Raw genomic sequence first — 19,905 nt, forward strand, 5'->3', positions numbered from 1 at the left:
AGGGGGAGAGATGGAAACCGTTCGTGTTTTGTCTGTTCCTCAACTATTGGAACGAGCGGCGGTGGAAAATCCATCCAAAGAGGCCATCTATGACCTGCGGCGTCGAATCACCTATGGTGATTTGCACAAGGAAGTCCGCCAGTTGGCATCAGCTCTAGTCTCGCTCGGCATCAAGCAAGGGGATCGTGTGGGCGTTTGTTTGCCGAACTGGCTTGAGACAGTCCAACTATTTTTTGCTATCTCCCAAATTGGAGCGATCGTCGTTCCTTTTAATCCGAAATATCGACGGCACGAAGTTGAACATATTATAAAAAATTCTGGAATGAGAGCTATTTTTGTATGTGAGGAAATCGAAAAGCATATCGGATTGAGTTTCATTCGAACCAGTGTTGATCAAATTATTACGGTTCGGTTTGTCAAATCAGGCTTCTTTTCTTTGGAGCAGCTTATGGCCTATGCAACTGATCAATCGTTGCCCATGGTGACGATTGATCCGCAACATGACCTGTTTTGTCTTTTATACACGTCTGGTACGACCGGAGCGCCAAAAGGAGTGATGATTACTCATTGCGGCATCGTCCAATCAGGCGTGGCGATTGCCGACAGCTTGAGGTGCAATCAAGATGATGTGTTTCTTATTTGTACGCCGATTTTCCATGTGTTCGGCATGGCGTGCAACTTGATGTCCGCTGTATACAGCCAGGCAAAAATGGTGCTGCAGGAAAGGTACAGCCCAAGAGAGGCGCTGCGGCTTATCGAAAAAGAAAAAGTAACCATTCATCATGCTGTGCCGGCAATGCTTCATATGGAGTTAAACGTATTGAATAGTGAGTCATTCGATTTGTCGTCATTGCGCGCAGGAATGACGGGAGCGGATGTTTGTCCGTTGGAGACGGTAAAAGCGATACGTGAGAAAATGGGGATGACGTTATGCATATCGTTCGGGACAACGGAGACTGGCTCTGTTACGATCACTCCGTTTGAGGCAGAAGAAGATCGAATATTTGAAACGGTCGGCAAAGCGCTGGAAGGAAATGAAGTGAAGATTGTCAATGAACGGAGAGAGACGCTTCCACCAGGGGAAATTGGGGAAATTGCCTGCCGAGGGTTTGGTGTCATGAAAGGATACTACAACATGCCGGAACAGACCGCCGAGGTGCTTGATGAGGACGGCTGGTATTATACCGGCGACCTTGGGATGATGGATGAATACGGATATATTCGATTTATCGGACGGAAAAAGGAGCTTATCATCCGTGGTGGATACAACATTTATCCGAAAGAGATCGAAACGATTTTGCAGCAGCACCCAGTCGTTTTCGCCTCGGCAGTAGTCGGCTTGCCTGACCCAGTATTAGGCGAATCAGTTTGCGCTGTTATTCAACCCAAGGAAGGCGTTCATATAACCGAGGCAGACATCATCGAGTTTTTACGTCCATTGGTTGCGGACTATAAACTTCCAAACAAAGTTGTTTTTGTTGATCAATTCCCGACGACGGCGAGCGGAAAAATTCAGAAGGGGAAATTAAAAGAAATGTTAAAAGAATATTGAATATTTGGGAGGGAGAATATGTCGACGGATATTGTGTTGATTGAAGGAGCACGAACGCCATTTGCTAAATTTTGCGGTTCGTTTCGTGAAATCTCCGCGACCGATTTAGGAGCTATTGCGGCGCGGGAAGCGATGAAAAAAGCAGGAATCGAGCCAGAAGAAATCGACCATGTTGTATTTGGCAATGTCCAGCAGTCAAGCCGGGATGCTCACTTGCTTGCTCGCCACGTCGGCTTGAAGGCCGGGGTGCCCATCGACGTGCCGGCTGTGACGGTGAACCGGTTGTGCGGAACGGGACTCGAGACGATTATCATGGCCGCGCGCCTCATTTTAACCGGGGAAGCGGAAGTGGTGCTGGCAGGAGGCACCGAAAACATGAGCCAAGTGCCGCACGTCATTCGAGGAATGCGCTGGGGAACGCCATTAGGCAGCCCGACGGTGGAAGATTGGGTTTGGGATGGGCTGTATGACACAGTTGGTGGCTGCAGCATGGCCATGACAGCGGAAAATTTAGCGAAAAAGTATCACGTTACGCGCGAGGAGGCCGACCGACACGCCCTCCGCAGCCATGAGCGGGCTCTTGCGGCGATGGCCAATGGGTATTTCCGTCAAGAAATTGTCCCCGTCACCGTGCAAGGAAAAAAAGGAGAAACGATCGTTGACACCGATGAGCATCCGCGGAAGACCAGTTTGGAGCAGTTAAGGGCGCTTCAACCGCGCTTTCTCGAAAACGGAGTCGTGACACCAGGCAATGCCAGCGGGATGAACGACGGTGCGGCCGCGGTTGTTGTCGCCTCGGGGGACTACGCCGCCAAGCGCGGATTGAAACCGCTCGCCCGTCTCGTTTCGTGGGGCATCGTCGGCGTTGAACCGCAGTATATGGGAATCGGTCCGGTTCCAGCGATTCGCCAGGCGCTCGACAAAGCGAATTTATCAATTGATGACCTCGACTTGATTGAAATCAACGAAGCATTTTCAGCCCAATATTTGGCTTGCCAGAAGGAACTGGGATTTGATGATGACAAAGGCAACGTCAACGGTGGGGCGGTCGCGCTTGGCCATCCATTGGCAGCTTCAGGAACGCGCATCACGTTGACACTCGTTTATGAGTTGAAAAGAAGAGGAAAGAAATACGGTGTTTCTTCACTATGCATCGGCGGCGGCCAAGGCATTGCGGCGATCTGGGAAAGACTATAATGGGTTAAGAGATAAACACAAAAAGAACAGGACAGTGCTTTTACAACGGTAGTCGAGTAGCAAATGGTCGCAACGGCGGTTTTTCCGTATACAACAGGAAAAACCGCCGTATTTTATTGTTGCATTAATTTCGGGGACGAGAAGCAGCTTCCTAATCTAGGAAGGGAAATAGGAAAGATGCCCAAGCCGTTTCGATATATGTTGGGCTGTGCTTACCGTTTGGCGGATCAGCTCGGGCAGTGTTTCCACCATTTTAAATGTGGCGCCGGCCAGACCGATGGCGCCGATGATGCCAGTTCGGTCAAAAACAGGCGCGGCGACCGCTGTAAAACCGATAAATGTTTCGTCTTTATCGACAAAAAATCCGTCTTTGCGAATGAGATGTAAACGCTCAAGAAATTGATGCTTGTCCACGATCGTGTTCGGCGTATGGGCCTCCAATGGATATTTTTCGAGAATCGCCTTTGCCTCTTCATCGGGCAAGTATGCCATGATAGTTGTTCCAAGCGCCCCGTAATGCAGGACGCGCCGGCGCCCGATATATGAGCGTGGCTGAAAGCCTTCGTCGCTGTCAAGGCGGATGACGTATTGCAAGCTGTCTTGTTGGCGCACAGCAAATAGGACTGTATAGCCTGTTTGGGACTGCAAGTCATGCAAAAACGGTTCCGCCTCGCGTCGCATGTCCAGGTTTTCGAGAACGATTCCACCGTATTCGAGCATTTTATAACCGAGGCGGTATACGTTTTCCTTTTGATCGTAATGGATCAGTCCTTGCGTTTCGAGCGTCCATAACAGGCGGTAAACAGTGGCTTTCGCTAGCTTTGTTTTTGCAACGATCTCTTCAATAGAGAGGTCAGGACGTTCAAAACTAAAACAGTTCAAGATTTGAACCGCCCGTTCCAATGAACGAATCGTCTCCACATTTACCTTTCTCATGATTGTGCTCCTCTGTAGCGATTTCATTTTCAACATTCATTGTAACATAAAGCGATAGCCGATGCCCAGGCTAGAGAGAAGATGAAGTATTATTTATTTTTATATTTTAAATAGTTTGACAAATATCCGAGTTTGTTGTATCATTCGAAGTGTAAAAAAATGAATTATAAATTCACTATACGAATTGAAAGGAGAGGGAATAATGGAGGACCCAAAAATGAAAGCGCTTGACCGTCTTAATGAAGAATTGGAGAAAGTGTATTTAGGTCCGTTGTGGGAGAAGCTTGGAAAAATGGTGACGCCCGAGCCCGATCATGAAGTTGTTCCATATTTGTGGAAATGGGAGACGATCCGCAAGTATTTGCTGGAGGCTGGAGAGTTGCTTCGCTTAGGGAGAGAGAGCGAGCGCCGAGTCGTTTATTTGCAAAACCCATCGCTATTGAAACGAGGTCTAATCGGCTATTCGACCAACACACTGTACGTTGGAGTGCAGCTGTTGTTGCCAGGCGAAGTGGCGCCCGCACATCGCCATAGCCAATCGGCGATCCGATTTATTATTGAAGGCGAAGGGGCCTATACGGCCGTCGATGGAGAACGAACATATATGGAGCGCGGAGATTTGGTTTTGACACCGGCATGGACGTGGCACGATCACGGTCATGAAGGAACGGAACCGGTTATTTGGATGGACGGCCTCGATGTTGGGTTGGTAAGAAACTTTGCCGGTTCGTTCTTTGAGCCGTATTCTGAGGATGTATTTCCTGTTTCTGGTCCTCACAACGGTTCAACGTTCAAATATGCAACGGGGGCGTTGCGTCCGGTTTCCGACCGGAAGCGAAAAGGCTATCCTTCTCCGTTGATCGCCTATAAGTGGAAAACAACGAAACAAGTGCTTGAGAACTTGTCCAAGCTTGATCCTGATCCGTATGACGGCTATGCGGTTGATTACATCAACCCGTTGACCGGTGGATCAGCGGACTTGCGCATTGGAACGATGATGCAAAAATTAACCCCTGGCATGCACACAAAGGCGCACCGCCATGTTCATAGCGCCGTGTATCATATTCTTGACGGTGAAGGATACACGATAATCGATGGGGTCAAATTTGAATGGGAGAAAGGTGACTTCTTCATTTTGCCGCCTTGGAGTTGGCATGAGCATGTCAATACAGGAGAGGGAGACGCCTATTTATTCTCGATTAATGATTTGCCGATCATGGAGCGGCTTGATTTGGAGAGAGAAGAAGTGTATGACAAAAACGGCGGCTATCAATCCATCACTGATGTATTCGAGCCACTCTCCCAACTCTAACATATACACTGTTTTCTCAAGGTGCGCCTAACGATTTTAAACGGTCAACATGATTTTCGTCTGCATACGCCAATCAAAAAGAGGGGGTTGTACGGTTGAGGGTCCAAATGCCGAATATGGTGCAGGACATTGTTGAGCATGCGGTGGCTCATTATGGGGAGAAGACCGCCATGATCGATGAGGAGCATGCACTGTCTTTTGCGGAAGTGAACGAACGGTCTTTGCGGCTGGCGGAGCGGTTGAGAGGTTTAGGCGTGCAAAAAGGTGACGCCGTGGCAGTGCAGTTGCCGAACAGCTGGGAGTTTGCGGTGGCCCATTTAGCCTTGGCGCACCTTGGAGCCATCATGGTGCCTGTGAACTTAGTGTATCGACAAAAAGAGCTGTCGTTTATGTTTTCGTTTGCCCATGTAAAAGCGGTCATTGCCATTGACAAATGGAAAGGATTCGACCATGCGGAAATGATGGAATCGCTCCGGCAGACGATTCCGACGTTGCAACACGTCATCATCGTTGGGGGAAGAAAGCAGCCCGATCACTATAGTTTCGAGGCGATGTTGACAGGCAACGGACTTTCGGCGGATCGCGGCGAGGTTTCCCCGGACGATCCAATGATGATGATGTTTACATCAGGAACGGAGTCCGATCCAAAAGCAGTCATCCATACGTATGAGACGTTTATTCCTGCCCATTTGCACAATGGGCGGGAATACGGACTGACGGCCGATGACGTCATGCTTTGTTTGACGCCAATGAGCCATATGTTTTCCTTACCAATGATTTTAATGGGCCTTTATAGCGGTGCTACTCAAGTGATGTTATCGCAATTTTCGGTTGAGCGTGTTTTAGATGCTTTCAGCCAGCATGGAGTCACCTTTTGTGTAGCTGCACCTGCCCATTTGATTGATATATTAAAAGGAACGGATGAAACAAAAGAATATCCATCAACACTGCGTCTTGTCTTAACCGGGGGAACAAAAATTCCGGCTTGGATGGTCGAATCGTTCCGTCAGCGTTTCCGTTGTAGCGTCGCTGCTCAGTGGGGGATGACGGAAATTGGAGCGGGATCATTTACGCGGCCGAATGATGCGCCACATCTCGCTTCTGATACGGTCGGTCGGCCGTGCCCAACAGGGGAAATCGGTATTTTTGATGAGAATCAGCAACCGTTGCCGAACGGGCAAGTAGGGGAGATCGGTTTTCGAGGTCGTTCGCTGTTCAAAGGATATTATAAAAATGAAGCTGCGACTCAGCAATTCATGACCAAAGACGGTTTTTTTCTCACTGGAGATTTAGGGTGGAAAGATGAGAAAGGCTATCTTCACTATGTCAGCCGAAAAAAAGACATTATCAATCGCGGTGGGCTGAAAGTGCATGCCGCGGAAATTGAGGAAGTGTTGCTCTCGCATCCGCATATTCGGCAAGCGGCGGTGATCGCCGTTCCCGACGAACGGCTTGGAGAGCGCGGCTGTGCGATTGTGTCCTTGAAAGAAGGAACGACGTTTTCACTCGAAGACATGCAGCAATATTTGCTTAAGGCGGGAATGGCAAAATATAAACTGCCTGAATATTTGAAAATCGTGGATGAGCTGCCGACGACAGCATCAGGAAAGGTGAGCAAAGGAATGTTGCGCAAGCAATACGCGCAGATCGAAGTCAAGTAAGGGAAAAGGAGTGAACGAGTCATATGAAACTGGCGCTGTTTAACGACTTTCAGCTCGGAGTTATTGTCGATAATACCATTTATGAGGTGGGGAGTCGATTGTTTGGCCGTCTTCACCAAGGTGTCGGTTTCTGTCCGATGACGCAGTTAATCGCCGAGTTTGACACCTATCGTTCAGAAATTGAAAACTATTTGTACGAATGTCCGGCTTATGCGCTAGCAGATGTTCGGCTGCGCCAACCGTTGAAAAAACCGGGGAAAATCGTTGCGGCTCCCGTCAACTATGTGTCCCACCAAAAGGAAATGAAAGTGGAGCATACGGCAAAGGGGCTCGGCTTTTTTTTGAAAGCTCCTTCTTCCATCATCGGACCTGGTGACACGATTGTTTTGCCTGATCCGAACCGCCGTTTCGACCATGAGCTGGAATTCGCATTTGTTATCGGAAAGACGGCGAAAAACGTCAAAGCGGAAAACGCTTACGACTATATATTTGGCTACACCGGGTTGATTGATGTCACGTTGCGTCCGGATGAAACGCACCACGAGGAACGGTGTTTGCGCAAGTCATTTGATACGTTCACACCGATGGGACCGTGGATCGTGACGAAAGAGGAAATTGCCGACCCCAACAATGTCAATATGGTGCTGACAGTCAATGGAGAAGTTCGGCAACAAGCCAATACAAAAGAAATGATTTGTTCTGTTGCCGAGCTTATAGAAATTTATTCGCACATTATGACGCTTGAGCCGGGCGATGTCATTACGACAGGGACGCCGGATGGCGTCGGACCGATTCGCGATGGGGACGTCATCCGCATGGAGATTGAGGGGATCGGGGGCTATTCTGTCCACGTTGCCTTGGCTTCCCGCACGGCTGCATTGCGATAAAGGTAAGGGGGGATTGTTCATGGAAAGAGGATGGAAGCAGTACCATACTGTATGGTTAATGCTCTTTTTAGGATGGGTTGTCTCCTATATTGATCGAACATTGACAGGGCCTGTCGTTACATGGATGATTGAAAATAAAGTCGAGTTTTTGGCAGAATCGTCCAATCCTCATGCGCTCGGGGGGTTGCTGGGCAGCTTGTTTTTCGCTGGGTATATGCTTACGCAATTCCCTGGTGGATATTTCGGCGACAAATTTGGCTATCGTGTCATCGTCGTCATCAGCATTGTATGGGCCGGTGTGACGACGCTGTTGACCGGGTTGGTCGGCGGCTTGGCAGCGTTTATCGCCCTACGTGTGCTTACTGGACTTGGGGAGGGCGTCTTTTATTCGAACGACCGCTCCTTGATCACCCAAGTGACGCCGCCGGAAAAAGTCGGACTCGGGATGGGCGTCGTATTGACCGGTCTGACGATCGGATTAACGATCGCAACAATTGCCACCCCATACGTCGTTCAGCTGTTTCAGCCGCTGATGGGGACGCATGCATGGAAAGCGCCGTTTTTGCTTATGGGAGCAATTACGCTTGTCGTTGGCGCTATGATGTACAAATGGATGAGGCCGGCTGGTTTTGCAGTGCAATCGGAGTCATACGGTCCACCAGTGGGGAGATTGTTGCAAACCTCTCTCTTATTCTTGATCATCATTATGACTTTATATTATGCCACGAATGCTATGCAATTATCGCCAGCGACGATCGGCCTCGTTTTGACAGCGCTGGCGGTGCTGTATATTGCGTATATTTATAAAACAAAGAGTGAAGAAGTCGGACCGATCCTAAAAAGCCGCAACCTGCTGTTTTTATATCTTTCGTTCATTCCAGTATTATGGCATCTATGGTTTTACGGCTTTTGGTCAGTGGCGATTGTGCAAGATTTCGGAGGGGGCACGCTCGTTTCAGCGGCGCTGATTGCTTCATTTAACGCTATTGCAGGTCTGATCGGCTTTCCGCTTGGGGGAAGATTAGCTGACCGATTTGCTGACGCGGTCAACGGAAAACGTAATGTATTGGCAGTATTGACGGGGCTGCTGACCGTCTTCATTTTCATCTTTGCCTTTTATGTCATGTCAGGGAGCAGCAATCCAGCAATTATGTCTCTTATTCTATTTACTTCCGGGGTGTTCTTTTTCGCGCTTCAACCGGTCAACCATGCCCTTACAGCCGATTTTGCCCCGCCAAAACATAAAGGTGCGGCGTTTGGGATGCTGAATTTGTTCTCCGAAATAGGAGCGTTATTAGCGCCGGTGATTTCGGGGGCCATGCGCGATCATTCAGGAAGTTGGGGAAGTGCATTGTTGCTTGATGGTATTTTAATGGCAGCGAGTTTACTGCTTGTCATCGCTGTAAAGCCTAGTTTAGAAAGTAGACTAACTACTGCAATAAACGCTAAAGAAACAGATGTAAACCATTAAAGCTGTTGAAAGGAGATATTTACATGAAAGAAAAAACGAATCGACGATCCGTTCTCATAATCGGGGCAGGACCGATCGGATTAACTGCCGCCTTGGCATTGCGTCATTTCGGACTGCCGGCGACGGTGATCGAGGCGGAGCCAAAAGACCGCCTTCGGCCGGGGAGCCGGGCGATCTACTTCCATAAGGCGACGTTGCAGCATTTAGAGGATATTTTCCCTGGGTTGGGCAGGACCTTTGCCAAACACGGCGTCGTATGGCCGATCAAGCGCACCTTGTTCCGCGGCAAGGAGGTGTATATGAAGCGGTATCCGGCTCCTGATCCGAATGCGCTTCCACCGTTTACAAGCTTGCCGCAAGTCGAGGCGGAGAAGTTTTTGTATCAAGCCTGCCTGAAGGCAGGGGTCGAATTCGTCTGGGAGACGCCGGTTGCCGATGTCAAAACCGATGAGGAAGGAGCCACTGTCATCACGGCATCTGGCGAACAATGGTCGTGCGATTATCTCATTGCGGCTGACGGGGCTCGTTCGACTGTCCGCCAGTCGGTCGGCATCGAAATGGAAGGGCCGCGGACGAAAGACTACTTTGTCGTCGTGGATGTGAAAGAAGATGAAGCCGATCCGCTGCCGCTTGAGCGGGTGTTTCATTATCAGCATCCGGCTGTGGACGGACGCAACGTTCTCTTTGTGCCGTTTGCCGGCGGGTGGCGCATTGATTTGCAATTGCTTGACGGCGATGATCCGGAGCAGTTCGGCAGTGTGGAAGGCGTGAAGCAATGGCTGCCGAAAGTGATGCCGGAAAAATACGCGGACCGTATTACGTGGGTGTCGACGTACCGCTTTTTCCAGGTGGTTGCGAAGTCGCTCACTGACCGCCATCACCGTGTGCTGTTGGCTGGCGAAGCGGCCCACCTGTTCGCTCCGTTCGGGGCCCGCGGCATGAACTCCGGCGTGCCGGATGCGATTATGGCGGCCAAGGCGATTCAGACGGCGCTTCAGGCCGACACGCGTGAAGAAGCAAAAGCAGCCATTGCGGCCGCTGCGAATGAGCGCCTGATCGCGGCGCGATACAACCGCGATTGTGCGGGGATGGCGTTAGAGCACATTCAAGGAACGGATCCAGCGATCAATATGAAGCGGGAAGTAGCGGCTTCATTGGCGCCGATTTTGCCGCGTCTTGGCAAATGGCTTGATGAAGGGCCGTACGGGCCGAAATCGGGGCCGCCGCAGCTGTCAACGAAATATTGACGAGGAGGAATTGCGATGGAGTATTCTTTCCGAGTCCATTGGGGAGATACGGATGCGGCTGGCATTGTTTTTTACCCGAATTTTTATAAATGGATGGACGAAGCGACGCATCATTTTTTTGCTGAACTTGGCTATCCAACAACAATAACTATTTGAACAGAAGATAGGATTGCCGATTTTGGAGGCCAAATGCCAGTTTCGCTTCCCGTTAGTGTTTGGTGAAGAAGTCCGTATTGGTTCATCGATTACGGAAGTGCGGGAGAAGGTATTTCAAATTGTCCACGAGTTTTATGAACATGAAACAGTGGTTGCTGTTGGGTATGAGATGAGAGCATAGGCATCATTTGCTGATGGGAGGCCAAAAGCTGTTCCGATTCCTACTAATGTGAAACAAGTGTTGGTTGAACAGTTGTCTTCTCGTTCAGTAGAGTCTCAGACATAGTTCTAAAACAACTAGGAGGAGAATCATGACTACGTTGTGGCAGATGGAAAAAGAGAAATATGGCCCGCGGACTGAGCAAGTGATTTCTGTCCTTTCTGGACTGTTAAACATAGATTGGTTTGTTAATGCAGGCACTCCACATTATCGGAAAGAGGCAGAAGAAGCGATTCGTGAATGGATGGCTAGTTTTGATTTGAAGCAGTATCATTATCATATCCATTGGCTAGAAGAAGGAACGATTGTCCCTTCTTTAGCAAAGATGAACTTGGCGAAAAGCCCGTTATGGCGCTCTTTGTTTCCCATCCCGGAGCACATGAAGCAAGCGACGGCTGTTGCAGGGAGAGAAGGATGTTTGACTAGGCTGGTCGACGAAGTTCCAGCCCGTTTATTTCATCATTGTTTTGATGCGGCGTATCGTGCTTTCCATCAATACGGCTCATCAGTGGTAAAGACGGCTGTCTGCTCGGTCATGTATATCGGTGGAATGGCTTGCGCCTGGGAATCTGTTGCCGACCTTGACGGATGGGGATCAAATCCGTTTCGGGCGCTTCTGCGCGTATTTGAATATGGGCATTGCCCGTTAGGCATGGGTGATGAACAATTATATCTATTTTAGGCTTTAGGCGACGCATAGCCGCAGCACAAAAGGGGGCGAGACGAACATCTGCCCCCTTTTGTTTTTTTACTATGACAAGCTTAAGAAAGCTTGGATGGATTCAAGGCTTGGCTGTACAGGCGGCCATTGTGATAAGTCGAACGGAAAATCCGAGCCTGGAAGCACCCGATCTTGGCCGACGAGGTCAATCAATAGTTGCAGCACGCGATAATCCCAAACAACGGTGTCAAACCAAAAGCGGCGCAAATAGTCGGTTGGTGGGGCTTGCAGTAAAGAAGCCACCGGTTGCCATACGTCATACCCTTTTTGTAACCGTCCAATTTGATAAGGAAGAAAGCCGCCGCCATGGGCCAATAAAATGCGGACGTGCGGGTAGCGATCGAGCCAGCCGCCAAGCAGCAAGTCAGTAGCGCAAATGGTCGTTTCCCAAGGGACGCCAATCAAATTTGCCATTCGCCGTCTTTTTAGGCGTGGGTCGTCGCAAAGAAGCGGATGAATGAACAGAATAGCGCCTAGTGCATTGGCTTCTTCCCAAAATGGAATAAACGAATCATCGGTGAGAAGCTTCTGTTCGACAGATGGTCCGATGATCGCCCCTTTTAACCTGTTTTTCATCGCTCGCCGTAATTCTAAAGCTGCCTGTTCTGGGTCATTGAGCGGCACGGTCGCCAAGGCCGATAAGCGATCAGAATGGGTTGCGGCCAATCGGCATAGCGCATCGTTGTAAAGGCGCGCCAGTTCGTTGGTGACGGCGGCTTCCGCGTCATATAAAAACAGCTGCGGAATGGGAGAGAGGAGCGAATGGGAAACGCCCGCCCGCCGCTGCGCCTCGAGATAAGCATGAAGATCGATGAATTCCTCCTTTAGGCGAAACCCCCACTGACGGTTGATGGTCAACATCTTTTCCTTGTCATCCCAATGAACAGAGATATGGGTTTGTTCCTCTTTCAGCCACCGCATCACTTCGGGGGGAATGAAATGCGTATGGATATCAAAACATTTTCCCATAGCTTTTTCTCCTTTCTATATAAGTTGCAATAAAGATTTTCCGATTGTTCGATTCTGTTTTCCTTCATAACAAGTCATTTTGATAGAATGCAGCGGGCGCTCTACTGGATGTAAAACAAAGTTTCAACTTATATAGAAAAAGGCTGGTGAAAAACAATAATTTCTTGAAAATCATCGGTTCATGATTACAAACCAAAGACTTTTTCTGCACTGTTTTTCAGTTATTAGAGAAATAGAGAAAGTATTTGATGGTTCTCTGTTAAATCACCGGTTCTCTAGAACCATTATATCGACTGTCTTGTTGATGAGGACGACGGCCAGTAGCCGATTTTTTCTGAAATCTCACTTGCTGCGCGTTTTACTTTGGCGATGACTGTAGGATCGTATGGATGAAAACGGTGAACTGGCCCGATCACGCTGAGCGCGTAGGCGACTTTTCCAGTGTAGTCGCGGATCGGCGCTGCGATGGAAGCGACCCCTTCGCGGAGTTCCTCGATGCTGATGGCATAGCCTTGCCGGCGAATGGCATGCAATGCCTCGCGCAATATGCGGGGATCCGTCATCGTGTTCAACGTGAATTGGGTCAATCCATGCTGGATGTAGGCCTCAATGTCCTCCTCTTTTTGGTGGGCGAGCAGCACTTTTCCTGAGCTTGTGCAATGAAGCGGATTTCGTCGGCCGACGTGTGAAAGAGCTTGGACAGGCTGACGGCTTTCGACCCGGTGGATGTAGATCACGCTCTGGTCGTCAAGCATGGCAAGGTGCGCCGTTTCCTGCAAGTCGTCAACCAACTGTTCCAGTATCGGTTGCGCTTCCCGGTTGATTTCTAAATGAGATGTCAACACCGTGTTCAATTGCAAAATAGTCAAGCCCAGCCGATATTTTTGCGTTTCCGGATCTTTTGTCACGAACCCTTCGCTGGCCAATGTGTGAAGAAGACGGCTGACCGTGCTTTTTGACAATCCAAGGGAAGAGGCTAATTCCGTCACTTTTTTTTCCGGTTCATCCAGTGAGAAGCTGCGCAAAATGCGAAGAGCATTTTTGACGGATGAAAGCAAATAGTCTTCGGCAGTGTGCTTCATTGAGTCTATCCCCTTTTTGATAGTTTCATATAAAAGAACAATATTTCTTATATCATAACATATTAAGAAGGGATTTTCAGATATTTACGAAGAAAAAATAAAAAATTTTTTGATAGTTTCATATATAAGAACATCAATGTTGTATACGGGACAACAGATCGTTATGATGAGGATAAAAGATTTCTAATTTTTTGGTTTATTCAGACTTGATGGAGGAGGAAACGATGAATGAAAGCAAAAGTGACAGCCAGCGAGAAAGTAAAGGCATTTGACTGCCAACATTTCATCAACGGGCGGTTTTTGCCTTCGCAAAGCGGCAAGATGTTTCAAAACATTAATCCTGCTACGGGGGAAGTGATCGGCACCGTCTGTGAAGGGGGGAAAGAAGAGATTGACTTGGCGGTGGCCGCCGCAAAAAGGGCGCTTAGTGGACCATGGAAACGGATGACGACTGGGGAGCGGATCGCGGTTTTGCGCCGTATCGGCGATCTCATTTTAGAGCGCAAAGAGGAACTGGCTCGCCTCGAGTCGCTCGATACGGGGAAGCCATACTCTCTCTCCCTCACGTTGGATATTCCGCGAGCAGCGTATAATTTCCACTTTTTCGCCGACTATTTGCGATCGGTCGGCACGGAAGCGTATCAGACTGATGAGGTGGCCATCAACTATTCGATCCGCCGACCGGTGGGGGTCGTTGGGCTGATCAATCCGTGGAATTTGCCGTTGCTATTGTTGACGTGGAAGCTCGCCCCGTGTTTGGCAGCCGGGAACACGGCCGTCATCAAGCCGGCGGAATGGACGCCGCTCACCGCAACTGTATTGGCCGAAATTTGCAAAGAAGCCGGGGTGCCGGATGGCGTTGTGAATGTTGTCCACGGATTCGGTCCGGATTCGGCAGGGGCGGCGTTGACTGAGCATCCGGATGTTGATGCCATTACGTTCACTGGAGAGACAACAACGGGAAAAGTCATTATGGCGGCGGCGGCGAAATCCTTGAAAAAGCTGTCTTATGAGTTGGGAGGGAAAAATCCGAACATCATTTTCGCTGATGCGGATTTGGACGAAGCGATCGAGACGACGTTGAAATCGAGTTTTATGAACCAAGGGGAAGTGTGTCTGTGCGGATCAAGAATTTATGTAGAGAGGCCGGTTTATGAACAATTTTTGCAAAAGTTTGTGGCCAAAACGAAAGAACTCGTTGTCGGCGATCCGTTCGATCCGAAAACAAATGTCGGCGCGCTCATCAGCGAAGAGCATTACGAACGGGTGATGAGCTACATCGAGCTGGCGAAGGAGGAAGGCGGTCGTATTTTAACCGGTGGAAAGCGGCCGGATGGTTTGGATCGAGGATATTATCTTGAACCGACGATTATTGTCGGTGTCAACCGAAATTGCCGCATCGTCCGCGAAGAAGTGTTCGGACCGGTGGTGACAGTCATGCCGTTTGACGAAGAAGAGGAAGTGATCGCCCAAGCGAACGACACCCACTACGGATTGAGCGCGACGATTTGGACGAACGATTTGCGTCGGGCGCACCGGGTGGCGGCGCGCATTGAAGCCGGAATCGTTTGGGTCAATACGTGGTTTTTGCGGGATTTGCGCACACCGTTTGGCGGCATGAAACAAAGCGGCATCGGGCGCGAAGGCGGCATGCATAGCTTTGAGTTTTATACAGAGTTGACGAACATTTGCATTAAGCTTTAGCCGCGATGGACGAAAGAGGTGATGACGGTGAAGAAGTGGGACGATTGCGCCGAGTTGTTGCTGGCTGCTGAGAGGGAGAGACGTCCTCTCTCTCCTTTGACGACACTCGATTCGGCGCTGACCGTGTATGACGCCTATCAAATTCAATTGCGGACGATCAAACAAAAAGTAAAGGAAGGGCGCCGGATTGTCGGCAAGAAAATCGGATTGACCTCTAAGGCGATGCAGCAGCTGCTTGGGGTTGACCAACCGGATTACGGCCATTTGCTTGATGATATGGCGGTGGAAAACGGCGGGGTTGTTTCGTGGGAGCGGGTGCTGCAGCCAAAGGTGGAAGCAGAAATTGCGTTTGTCTTAAAACGTGACTTAGTTGGCCCGCGCGTGACTGTCATTGACGTGCTGCTGGCGACGGATTATATCGTTCCGGCGCTGGAGATCGTTGACAGCCGCATTGCCGATTGGAACATCCGTCTTGAAGATACAATCGCCGATAACGCTTCATCGGGACTTTACGTTTTGGGGGAAAAACGGTTGTCTGTCCATGCTGTTGATATTGCGCAAATCGGCATGGCGCTCTACCGAAACGGTAAGCTGGCCAACACCGGTGTTGGGGCCACAGCGCTCGGGCATCCTGCGTTTTGCGTCGCTTGGCTGGCAAATAAGCTCTATGAATATGGAAAAGAGTTGAAGGCGGGAGAAGTGATCTTATCCGGAGCTTTGTCGGCAGCGGTGAGCGCCGAGCCCGGCGACGTGTTTTTCGCTCGCTTTGCCCATTTGGGGGAAGTACGGGTCGAGTTTGCGCCATAAACAAGGGAGGAAAAACCGTGGAGAAGATCAATGTAGCAATTCTTGGTTCTGGGAACATCGGGACTGACTTGATGTTGAAGCTTGAACGTTCGGATGTGTTGCAGTTGACAACAGTAATTGGGATCGATCCTCAATCGGAAGGGCTGCGTCTAGCAAAAGAGAAAGGGTATCACGTCATTGACAGCGGCATCCAAGCGTTTTTGGAGCATCCCGAATGGGCTGATTTCGTCTTCGACGCGACGTCGGCGAAAGCGCACATCCGTCATGCCAAACTGTTGAAGCAGGCTGGGAAGGTCGTCTTTGATTTGACTCCGGCGGCCGTTGGACCGTTTGTTGTGCCGCCTGTCAATATAACGGAACATTTGGAAGAGACCAACATTAACTTCATCACATGCGGTGGACAGGCGACGATTCCGATCGTTCATGCCATTGGGCGCGTGCAGCCGGTCGCTTACGCTGAAATTGTTGCGACGATTTCAAGCAAAAGTGCAGGGCCGGGAACAAGAGCGAACATTGATGAATTTACAGAAACGACTGCTCGAGGGCTCGAAAAAATCGGTGGGGCGAAGCGCGGAAAAGCCATCATTATTCTCAACCCGGCTGAACCGCCCATTTTGATGAGAAACACAATATACGCACTTGTCGAAGGGAAGAAAGCAGCGGCGCGGGAAATTTGCGACTCGATCGAGGAAATGGTAGAAACGATCCGCTCGTACGTTCCCGGCTATCGGCTGCGCACGAGTCCGATCATTGAAGGAAATAAGGTGACGGTCATGGTTGAAGTGGAAGGAGCGGGTGATTATTTGCCGAAGTACGCTGGAAACTTGGATATTATGACCGCCGCTGCGGTGAAAGTGGCGGAGGAAGTGGCGAAGCATCGATTATCGAAGTTGTTGGCTGAGGAGGGGAAACGATGAAGCGAGCCATTACCATTACAGAAGTGGCATTGCGCGACGGCAGCCATGCCATCGCCCACCAATATACAACAAAACAAGTGGCCACGATCGCCAAAGCGCTCGATGAAGCGAACGTTCCGTATATTGAAGTGTCACATGGAGACGGTTTGGGGGGATCTTCGCTGCAGTATGGCTTGTCGCGGACCGATGAATTTGAGCTGATTGAAACAGCTGTGGCGGTTTGCCGGCAGGCCAAAATTGCGGTGCTCCTTCTTCCAGGCATCGGGACGGTCAAGGAATTGAAGCAGGCCGCCCGCCTAGGAGCGAAAATGGCGCGCATCGCGACCCATGTGACGGAGGCGGATATTTCGGCCCAGCATATTGCCGCGGCAAAAGAGCTTGGTATGGAAACAGTCGGGTTTTTAATGATGGCGCATATGGCGCCTATCGAGGTGCTTGTTCATCAAGCGCGGCTTATGGAAAGCTACGGGGCGGACGTGGTCTATGTCGTCGATTCAGCCGGTGCTCTCTTGCCGCATGAAGTGAAAGAGCGCGTTCGAGCATTAAGGGAAAGCCTTGAAATTGAAGTCGGTTTTCACGCTCATAACAATTTATCATTGGCGATGGCCAATACATTGGCCGCGATTGAGGAAGGAGCGACGCGCGTTGACGGCAGTGTCCGCTGCCTGGGGGCCGGTGCCGGCAACACACAGACGGAAGTGCTGGTCGCGGTGTTGGATCGGATGGGCATTCCGACCGGCATTGATTTGTATAAAATGATGGATTTAGCTGAGCAGCTTGTGGCGCCGATCTTGCCAAAAGCTCAGGAGATTACGCGTGACAGTTTGACGCTCGGATATGCTGGCGTCTATTCAAGCTTCCTTCTTCACGCGCAGCGCGCCGCCCGAATGTTTGGCCTCGATGCTCGCGATATTTTAATTGAACTCGGCCGGCGGAAGGTTGTCGGCGGGCAGGAAGATATGATCGTCGACGTCGCTGCGGAAATGGCGCGTCCAAAAGCGGCTGTAGGAGAGGGGGAGTAAAGTGACTTCTCTTGACTACGAAAAACTCGCTATGGAGCTTTTGAACGCTGAGCATGAGAAGAGAGAAATGGTTCGTCTCACAGTCCAATATCCAAATATGACGGTCGAAGAAGCGTACGCTATACAAGAACAACTCGTGGCGATGAAACAGAAAGACGGCTATCGGATCATCGGCCCGAAAATGGGATTGACGAGCGCTGCGAAAATGGCGCAAATGGGGGTGAACGAGCCGATCTACGGGTATGTGTTTGATTATATGGTCGTCCCTAACGGAGGGACGGTGGCCATGAACGAACTGATCCATCCGAAGGTGGAAGCGGAAATCGCCTTCATTTTAAAAGAGGATGTCCGAGGGCCGAATATTGACGCGACGGACATTTTAGCGGCAACGGAGTATATCATCCCAGCGCTGGAAATTATCGATAGCCGCTATGCTAACTTCGAGTTTGCCTTGCCGGATGTGATTGCCGACAACGCTTCCTCATCTAGGGTCGTATTCGGAAGCCGCCTCGTTCCTCCCGTCTCCCTTGAACTCGACTTGCTGGGAGTGAGTTTATCCATCAACGGTGAAGGGAAGGCGTTCGGCGCTGGCGCGGCGGTGTTGGGGCATCCGGCCAACGCGATTGCCATGCTGGCCAACATGTTGTCCAGAAAAGGAAAAGGATTGAAAGCGGGGGAAATCATTTTAGCCGGAGCGATGACGGAAGCTGTCCGTTTTGTGGCAGGGGATGTTGTGTTTGCCCAGTTTGACCAATTAGGAACGGTTTCGTTCCGATCGACAGATTGATGAAAGGATGAGCCGCATGCCGATTGTTCATATTCATCTGCTCGAAGGAAGGCCGGAAGAAAAGATTAAAGAAGTGATTCGCGAAGTAACCGGTACAATCAGCGCTGTTTTAGGTTCGCCCAAGGAAAACGTGCGGGTGATCGTATCAGAAGTGCCGAAATCTCATTGGGGTGTCGCCGGCATCCCAATGTCAGATAAACAACGAAAATGAAGAGGGGGACAAATCACGATGAGTTTGGAATTAGCCATGCTTGTGCCGCATACGCCGAGAATGTGTTTTGAGGATCGAACTCCTGAGTTTCAACATGAACTCGTCAAAGGGATGCACGAAGTGGCGAAAATCATCGAGCAAGTCAAACCGGATACTCTTGTTTTGATTTCTTGCCATTGGATGTCAAGCTTCGACCATTTTGTCGATGCTACACCAAGACATAAGGGGGTATTGACCGCCGTAGAATGTCCTGATTTGATTGCCGATGTCCCTTATGATTATCCAGGGGATGAAGAGCTTGGCAAACAACTTGTAAAGGCGGGGAAAGAAGCCGGGCTGCGGGTCGTTGAAGTCAATGACCCGACCTACATTTGGGATTACGGGACGGTTGTTCCGCTCCGCTATTTAGCGCCGAATGAGGACATCGCCGTCATCAGCCTATCAGTGACGTGGGCGGCGAACTTGGAAGAAACGTACACATGGGGGCAAGTAATCGGCAAAGTGTTGCGCGAAAGCAAGAAAAAGACGGTGTTTGTATGTAGTGGTGCACTGGCGCATAATCTCGTCCGTCGGCCCGAGGCGCTGCCGACATTGGCCGAGCAGGCATTGGATCGGCAATTTTTGCAATACTTACAAAGCAATAATGTGCAAGCCGCCTGGAACATGCTTCCACAGTACGCGCGTGCAGCGGGTGTTGAATCCGGAGGGCGCCACCTGGCCGCCTTGCTCGGTGTCATTCAAGAAAACTATCAAAGCCGTTATTATGGGTATGGTCAATCATCTGGCAGCGGGAATGTCGTGATGACGTTTGAGCCTGATCCTGTCCAATACAAGACGTTGTACGTCCCGCAACAGACTGCACAGCACTCGTGAAAGTTGCTTCATTGGTTTTCCACTGAAAAAACAGACTCGGTAAAAAATATTGCTTTTGATTTTGTTTCATATAGAGGAGTACAGCCCTTTCATATGCAACAACTTTTGCATTAATATAATAGTTGTAATCTTTCAAATATTTATAATATATTTCGTGGCATGCACTGGGGAGG

Annotated in this window: 18 protein-coding genes and 1 pseudogene; 16 read left to right on the plus strand and 3 right to left on the minus strand. The window is 49.9% G+C overall.

Going from position 1 to position 19,905, the window contains the following annotated elements; genetic code table 11:
• Positions 1 to 10: 10 nt before the first annotated feature.
• Positions 11 to 1,552, plus strand: coding sequence for a class I adenylate-forming enzyme family protein (locus tag GYMC52_RS07235; RefSeq protein ID WP_013523574.1), 1,542 nt, complete (start codon positions 11 to 13; stop codon positions 1,550 to 1,552).
• 18 nt (positions 1,553 to 1,570) lie between these two features.
• Complete coding sequence (locus GYMC52_RS07240) at positions 1,571 to 2,749, plus strand: acetyl-CoA C-acetyltransferase (protein ID WP_013523575.1); 1,179 nt, start codon at positions 1,571 to 1,573, stop codon at positions 2,747 to 2,749.
• Positions 2,750 to 2,905: 156 nt separating this feature from the next.
• On the opposite strand, the gene GYMC52_RS07245 is transcribed toward GYMC52_RS07240, so the two are convergent.
• Positions 2,906 to 3,685 carry an IclR family transcriptional regulator gene (locus GYMC52_RS07245; RefSeq protein ID WP_013523576.1) on the minus strand — a complete coding sequence of 260 codons (780 nt, stop codon included), beginning with the start codon at positions 3,683 to 3,685 and terminating at the stop codon, positions 2,906 to 2,908.
• A 217-nt stretch (positions 3,686 to 3,902) separates the two neighbouring features.
• Between GYMC52_RS07245 and GYMC52_RS07250 the strand changes: the two genes are divergently transcribed.
• The 7 genes and pseudogenes from GYMC52_RS07250 (at position 3,903) to GYMC52_RS07280 (ending at position 11,321) form a co-directional block, all read left to right on the plus strand.
• Entirely contained in the window at positions 3,903 to 4,997 is a 1,095-nt protein-coding gene (locus GYMC52_RS07250; protein ID WP_013523577.1) for a cupin domain-containing protein, read from the plus strand.
• A gap of 107 nt (positions 4,998 to 5,104) precedes the next feature.
• Positions 5,105 to 6,658, plus strand: coding sequence for a class I adenylate-forming enzyme family protein (locus GYMC52_RS07255; RefSeq protein ID WP_013523578.1), 1,554 nt, complete (start codon positions 5,105 to 5,107; stop codon positions 6,656 to 6,658).
• 23 nt (positions 6,659 to 6,681) lie between these two features.
• A complete protein-coding gene (locus GYMC52_RS07260) occupies positions 6,682 to 7,545 on the plus strand; it encodes a fumarylacetoacetate hydrolase family protein (protein WP_013523579.1) in 864 nt (287 codons plus the stop codon).
• A 19-nt stretch (positions 7,546 to 7,564) separates the two neighbouring features.
• Complete coding sequence (locus tag GYMC52_RS07265) at positions 7,565 to 9,016, plus strand: MFS transporter (protein ID WP_013523580.1); 1,452 nt, start codon at positions 7,565 to 7,567, stop codon at positions 9,014 to 9,016.
• A 23-nt stretch (positions 9,017 to 9,039) separates the two neighbouring features.
• The gene (locus tag GYMC52_RS07270) at positions 9,040 to 10,263 is read left to right on the plus strand and encodes an FAD-dependent oxidoreductase (protein ID WP_013523581.1); all 1,224 of its coding nucleotides are present in this window, start codon (positions 9,040 to 9,042) and stop codon (positions 10,261 to 10,263) included.
• Positions 10,264 to 10,278: 15 nt separating this feature from the next.
• Positions 10,279 to 10,705 (plus strand): annotated as a pseudogene (locus tag GYMC52_RS07275) (acyl-CoA thioesterase).
• Between the two features lie 25 nt (positions 10,706 to 10,730).
• Positions 10,731 to 11,321 (plus strand): hypothetical protein, encoded by a 591-nt coding sequence (locus GYMC52_RS07280; RefSeq protein ID WP_013523582.1) that lies wholly within the window; start codon positions 10,731 to 10,733, stop codon positions 11,319 to 11,321.
• 69 nt (positions 11,322 to 11,390) lie between these two features.
• On the opposite strand, the gene GYMC52_RS07285 is transcribed toward GYMC52_RS07280, so the two are convergent.
• Both GYMC52_RS07285 and GYMC52_RS07290 read right to left on the minus strand, forming a co-directional pair.
• Entirely contained in the window at positions 11,391 to 12,329 is a 939-nt protein-coding gene (locus GYMC52_RS07285) for an amidohydrolase family protein (protein ID WP_013523583.1), read from the minus strand.
• Positions 12,330 to 12,613: 284 nt separating this feature from the next.
• Positions 12,614 to 13,411, minus strand: coding sequence for an IclR family transcriptional regulator (locus GYMC52_RS07290; RefSeq protein ID WP_013523584.1), 798 nt, complete (start codon positions 13,409 to 13,411; stop codon positions 12,614 to 12,616).
• Between the two features lie 228 nt (positions 13,412 to 13,639).
• Here GYMC52_RS07290 and GYMC52_RS07295 point away from each other — a divergent pair, with 228 nt between their 5' ends.
• From GYMC52_RS07295 to GYMC52_RS07325, 7 genes are read left to right on the plus strand one after another with little or no spacing between them, the layout of a single operon-like run.
• Complete coding sequence (locus GYMC52_RS07295; protein WP_013523585.1) at positions 13,640 to 15,115, plus strand: 2-hydroxymuconic semialdehyde dehydrogenase; 1,476 nt, start codon at positions 13,640 to 13,642, stop codon at positions 15,113 to 15,115.
• Positions 15,116 to 15,136: 21 nt separating this feature from the next.
• Positions 15,137 to 15,922: a 2-keto-4-pentenoate hydratase gene (locus tag GYMC52_RS07300; RefSeq protein WP_033004686.1), complete on the plus strand. Its 786-nt coding sequence runs from the start codon at positions 15,137 to 15,139 to the stop codon at positions 15,920 to 15,922.
• Between the two features lie 17 nt (positions 15,923 to 15,939).
• Positions 15,940 to 16,839, plus strand: a complete 900-nt coding sequence (locus tag GYMC52_RS07305; RefSeq protein WP_013523587.1) for an acetaldehyde dehydrogenase (acetylating) — start codon at positions 15,940 to 15,942, stop codon at positions 16,837 to 16,839.
• Positions 16,836 to 17,861 carry a 4-hydroxy-2-oxovalerate aldolase gene (gene dmpG, locus GYMC52_RS07310; protein ID WP_013523588.1) on the plus strand — a complete coding sequence of 342 codons (1,026 nt, stop codon included), beginning with the start codon at positions 16,836 to 16,838 and terminating at the stop codon, positions 17,859 to 17,861. The genes GYMC52_RS07305 and dmpG overlap by 4 nt, the downstream gene beginning before the upstream one ends.
• Position 17,862: 1 nt before the next feature.
• The gene (locus GYMC52_RS07315) at positions 17,863 to 18,648 is read left to right on the plus strand and encodes a 2-keto-4-pentenoate hydratase (protein WP_013523589.1); all 786 of its coding nucleotides are present in this window, start codon (positions 17,863 to 17,865) and stop codon (positions 18,646 to 18,648) included.
• Positions 18,649 to 18,655: 7 nt separating this feature from the next.
• On the plus strand, positions 18,656 to 18,859 hold the full coding sequence (locus GYMC52_RS07320) for a 4-oxalocrotonate tautomerase (RefSeq protein ID WP_227456641.1): 204 nt from the start codon (positions 18,656 to 18,658) through the stop codon (positions 18,857 to 18,859).
• A gap of 18 nt (positions 18,860 to 18,877) precedes the next feature.
• Positions 18,878 to 19,732 (plus strand): extradiol ring-cleavage dioxygenase, encoded by an 855-nt coding sequence (locus GYMC52_RS07325; protein WP_013523590.1) that lies wholly within the window; start codon positions 18,878 to 18,880, stop codon positions 19,730 to 19,732.
• The last annotated feature ends 173 nt before the right edge of the window (positions 19,733 to 19,905 follow it).

It is taken from the genome of Geobacillus sp. Y412MC52 (assembly GCF_000174795.2).
In the GTDB taxonomy this organism is placed as follows: domain Bacteria; phylum Bacillota; class Bacilli; order Bacillales; family Anoxybacillaceae; genus Geobacillus; species Geobacillus thermoleovorans.

Coding starts and splice junctions, on each gene's coding strand:
- GYMC52_RS07285 (WP_013523583.1), bottom strand. CDS start 12,329: ATGGGAAAATGTTTTGATATCCATACGCATTTCATTCCCCCCGAAGTG.
- GYMC52_RS07290 (WP_013523584.1), bottom strand. CDS start 13,411: ATGAAGCACACTGCCGAAGACTATTTGCTTTCATCCGTCAAAAATGCT.
- GYMC52_RS07295 (WP_013523585.1), top strand. CDS start 13,640: ATGAAAGCAAAAGTGACAGCCAGCGAGAAAGTAAAGGCATTTGACTGC.
- GYMC52_RS07250 (WP_013523577.1), top strand. CDS start 3,903: ATGAAAGCGCTTGACCGTCTTAATGAAGAATTGGAGAAAGTGTATTTA.
- GYMC52_RS07260 (WP_013523579.1), top strand. CDS start 6,682: ATGAAACTGGCGCTGTTTAACGACTTTCAGCTCGGAGTTATTGTCGAT.
- GYMC52_RS07245 (WP_013523576.1), bottom strand. CDS start 3,685: ATGAGAAAGGTAAATGTGGAGACGATTCGTTCATTGGAACGGGCGGTT.
- GYMC52_RS07300 (WP_033004686.1), top strand. CDS start 15,137: ATGACGGTGAAGAAGTGGGACGATTGCGCCGAGTTGTTGCTGGCTGCT.
- GYMC52_RS07325 (WP_013523590.1), top strand. CDS start 18,878: ATGAGTTTGGAATTAGCCATGCTTGTGCCGCATACGCCGAGAATGTGT.
- GYMC52_RS07320 (WP_227456641.1), top strand. CDS start 18,656: ATGAGCCGCATGCCGATTGTTCATATTCATCTGCTCGAAGGAAGGCCG.
- GYMC52_RS07265 (WP_013523580.1), top strand. CDS start 7,565: ATGGAAAGAGGATGGAAGCAGTACCATACTGTATGGTTAATGCTCTTT.
- GYMC52_RS07240 (WP_013523575.1), top strand. CDS start 1,571: ATGTCGACGGATATTGTGTTGATTGAAGGAGCACGAACGCCATTTGCT.
- dmpG (WP_013523588.1), top strand. CDS start 16,836: ATGAAGCGAGCCATTACCATTACAGAAGTGGCATTGCGCGACGGCAGC.
- GYMC52_RS07235 (WP_013523574.1), top strand. CDS start 11: ATGGAAACCGTTCGTGTTTTGTCTGTTCCTCAACTATTGGAACGAGCG.
- GYMC52_RS07280 (WP_013523582.1), top strand. CDS start 10,731: ATGACTACGTTGTGGCAGATGGAAAAAGAGAAATATGGCCCGCGGACT.
- GYMC52_RS07270 (WP_013523581.1), top strand. CDS start 9,040: ATGAAAGAAAAAACGAATCGACGATCCGTTCTCATAATCGGGGCAGGA.
- GYMC52_RS07255 (WP_013523578.1), top strand. CDS start 5,105: ATGCCGAATATGGTGCAGGACATTGTTGAGCATGCGGTGGCTCATTAT.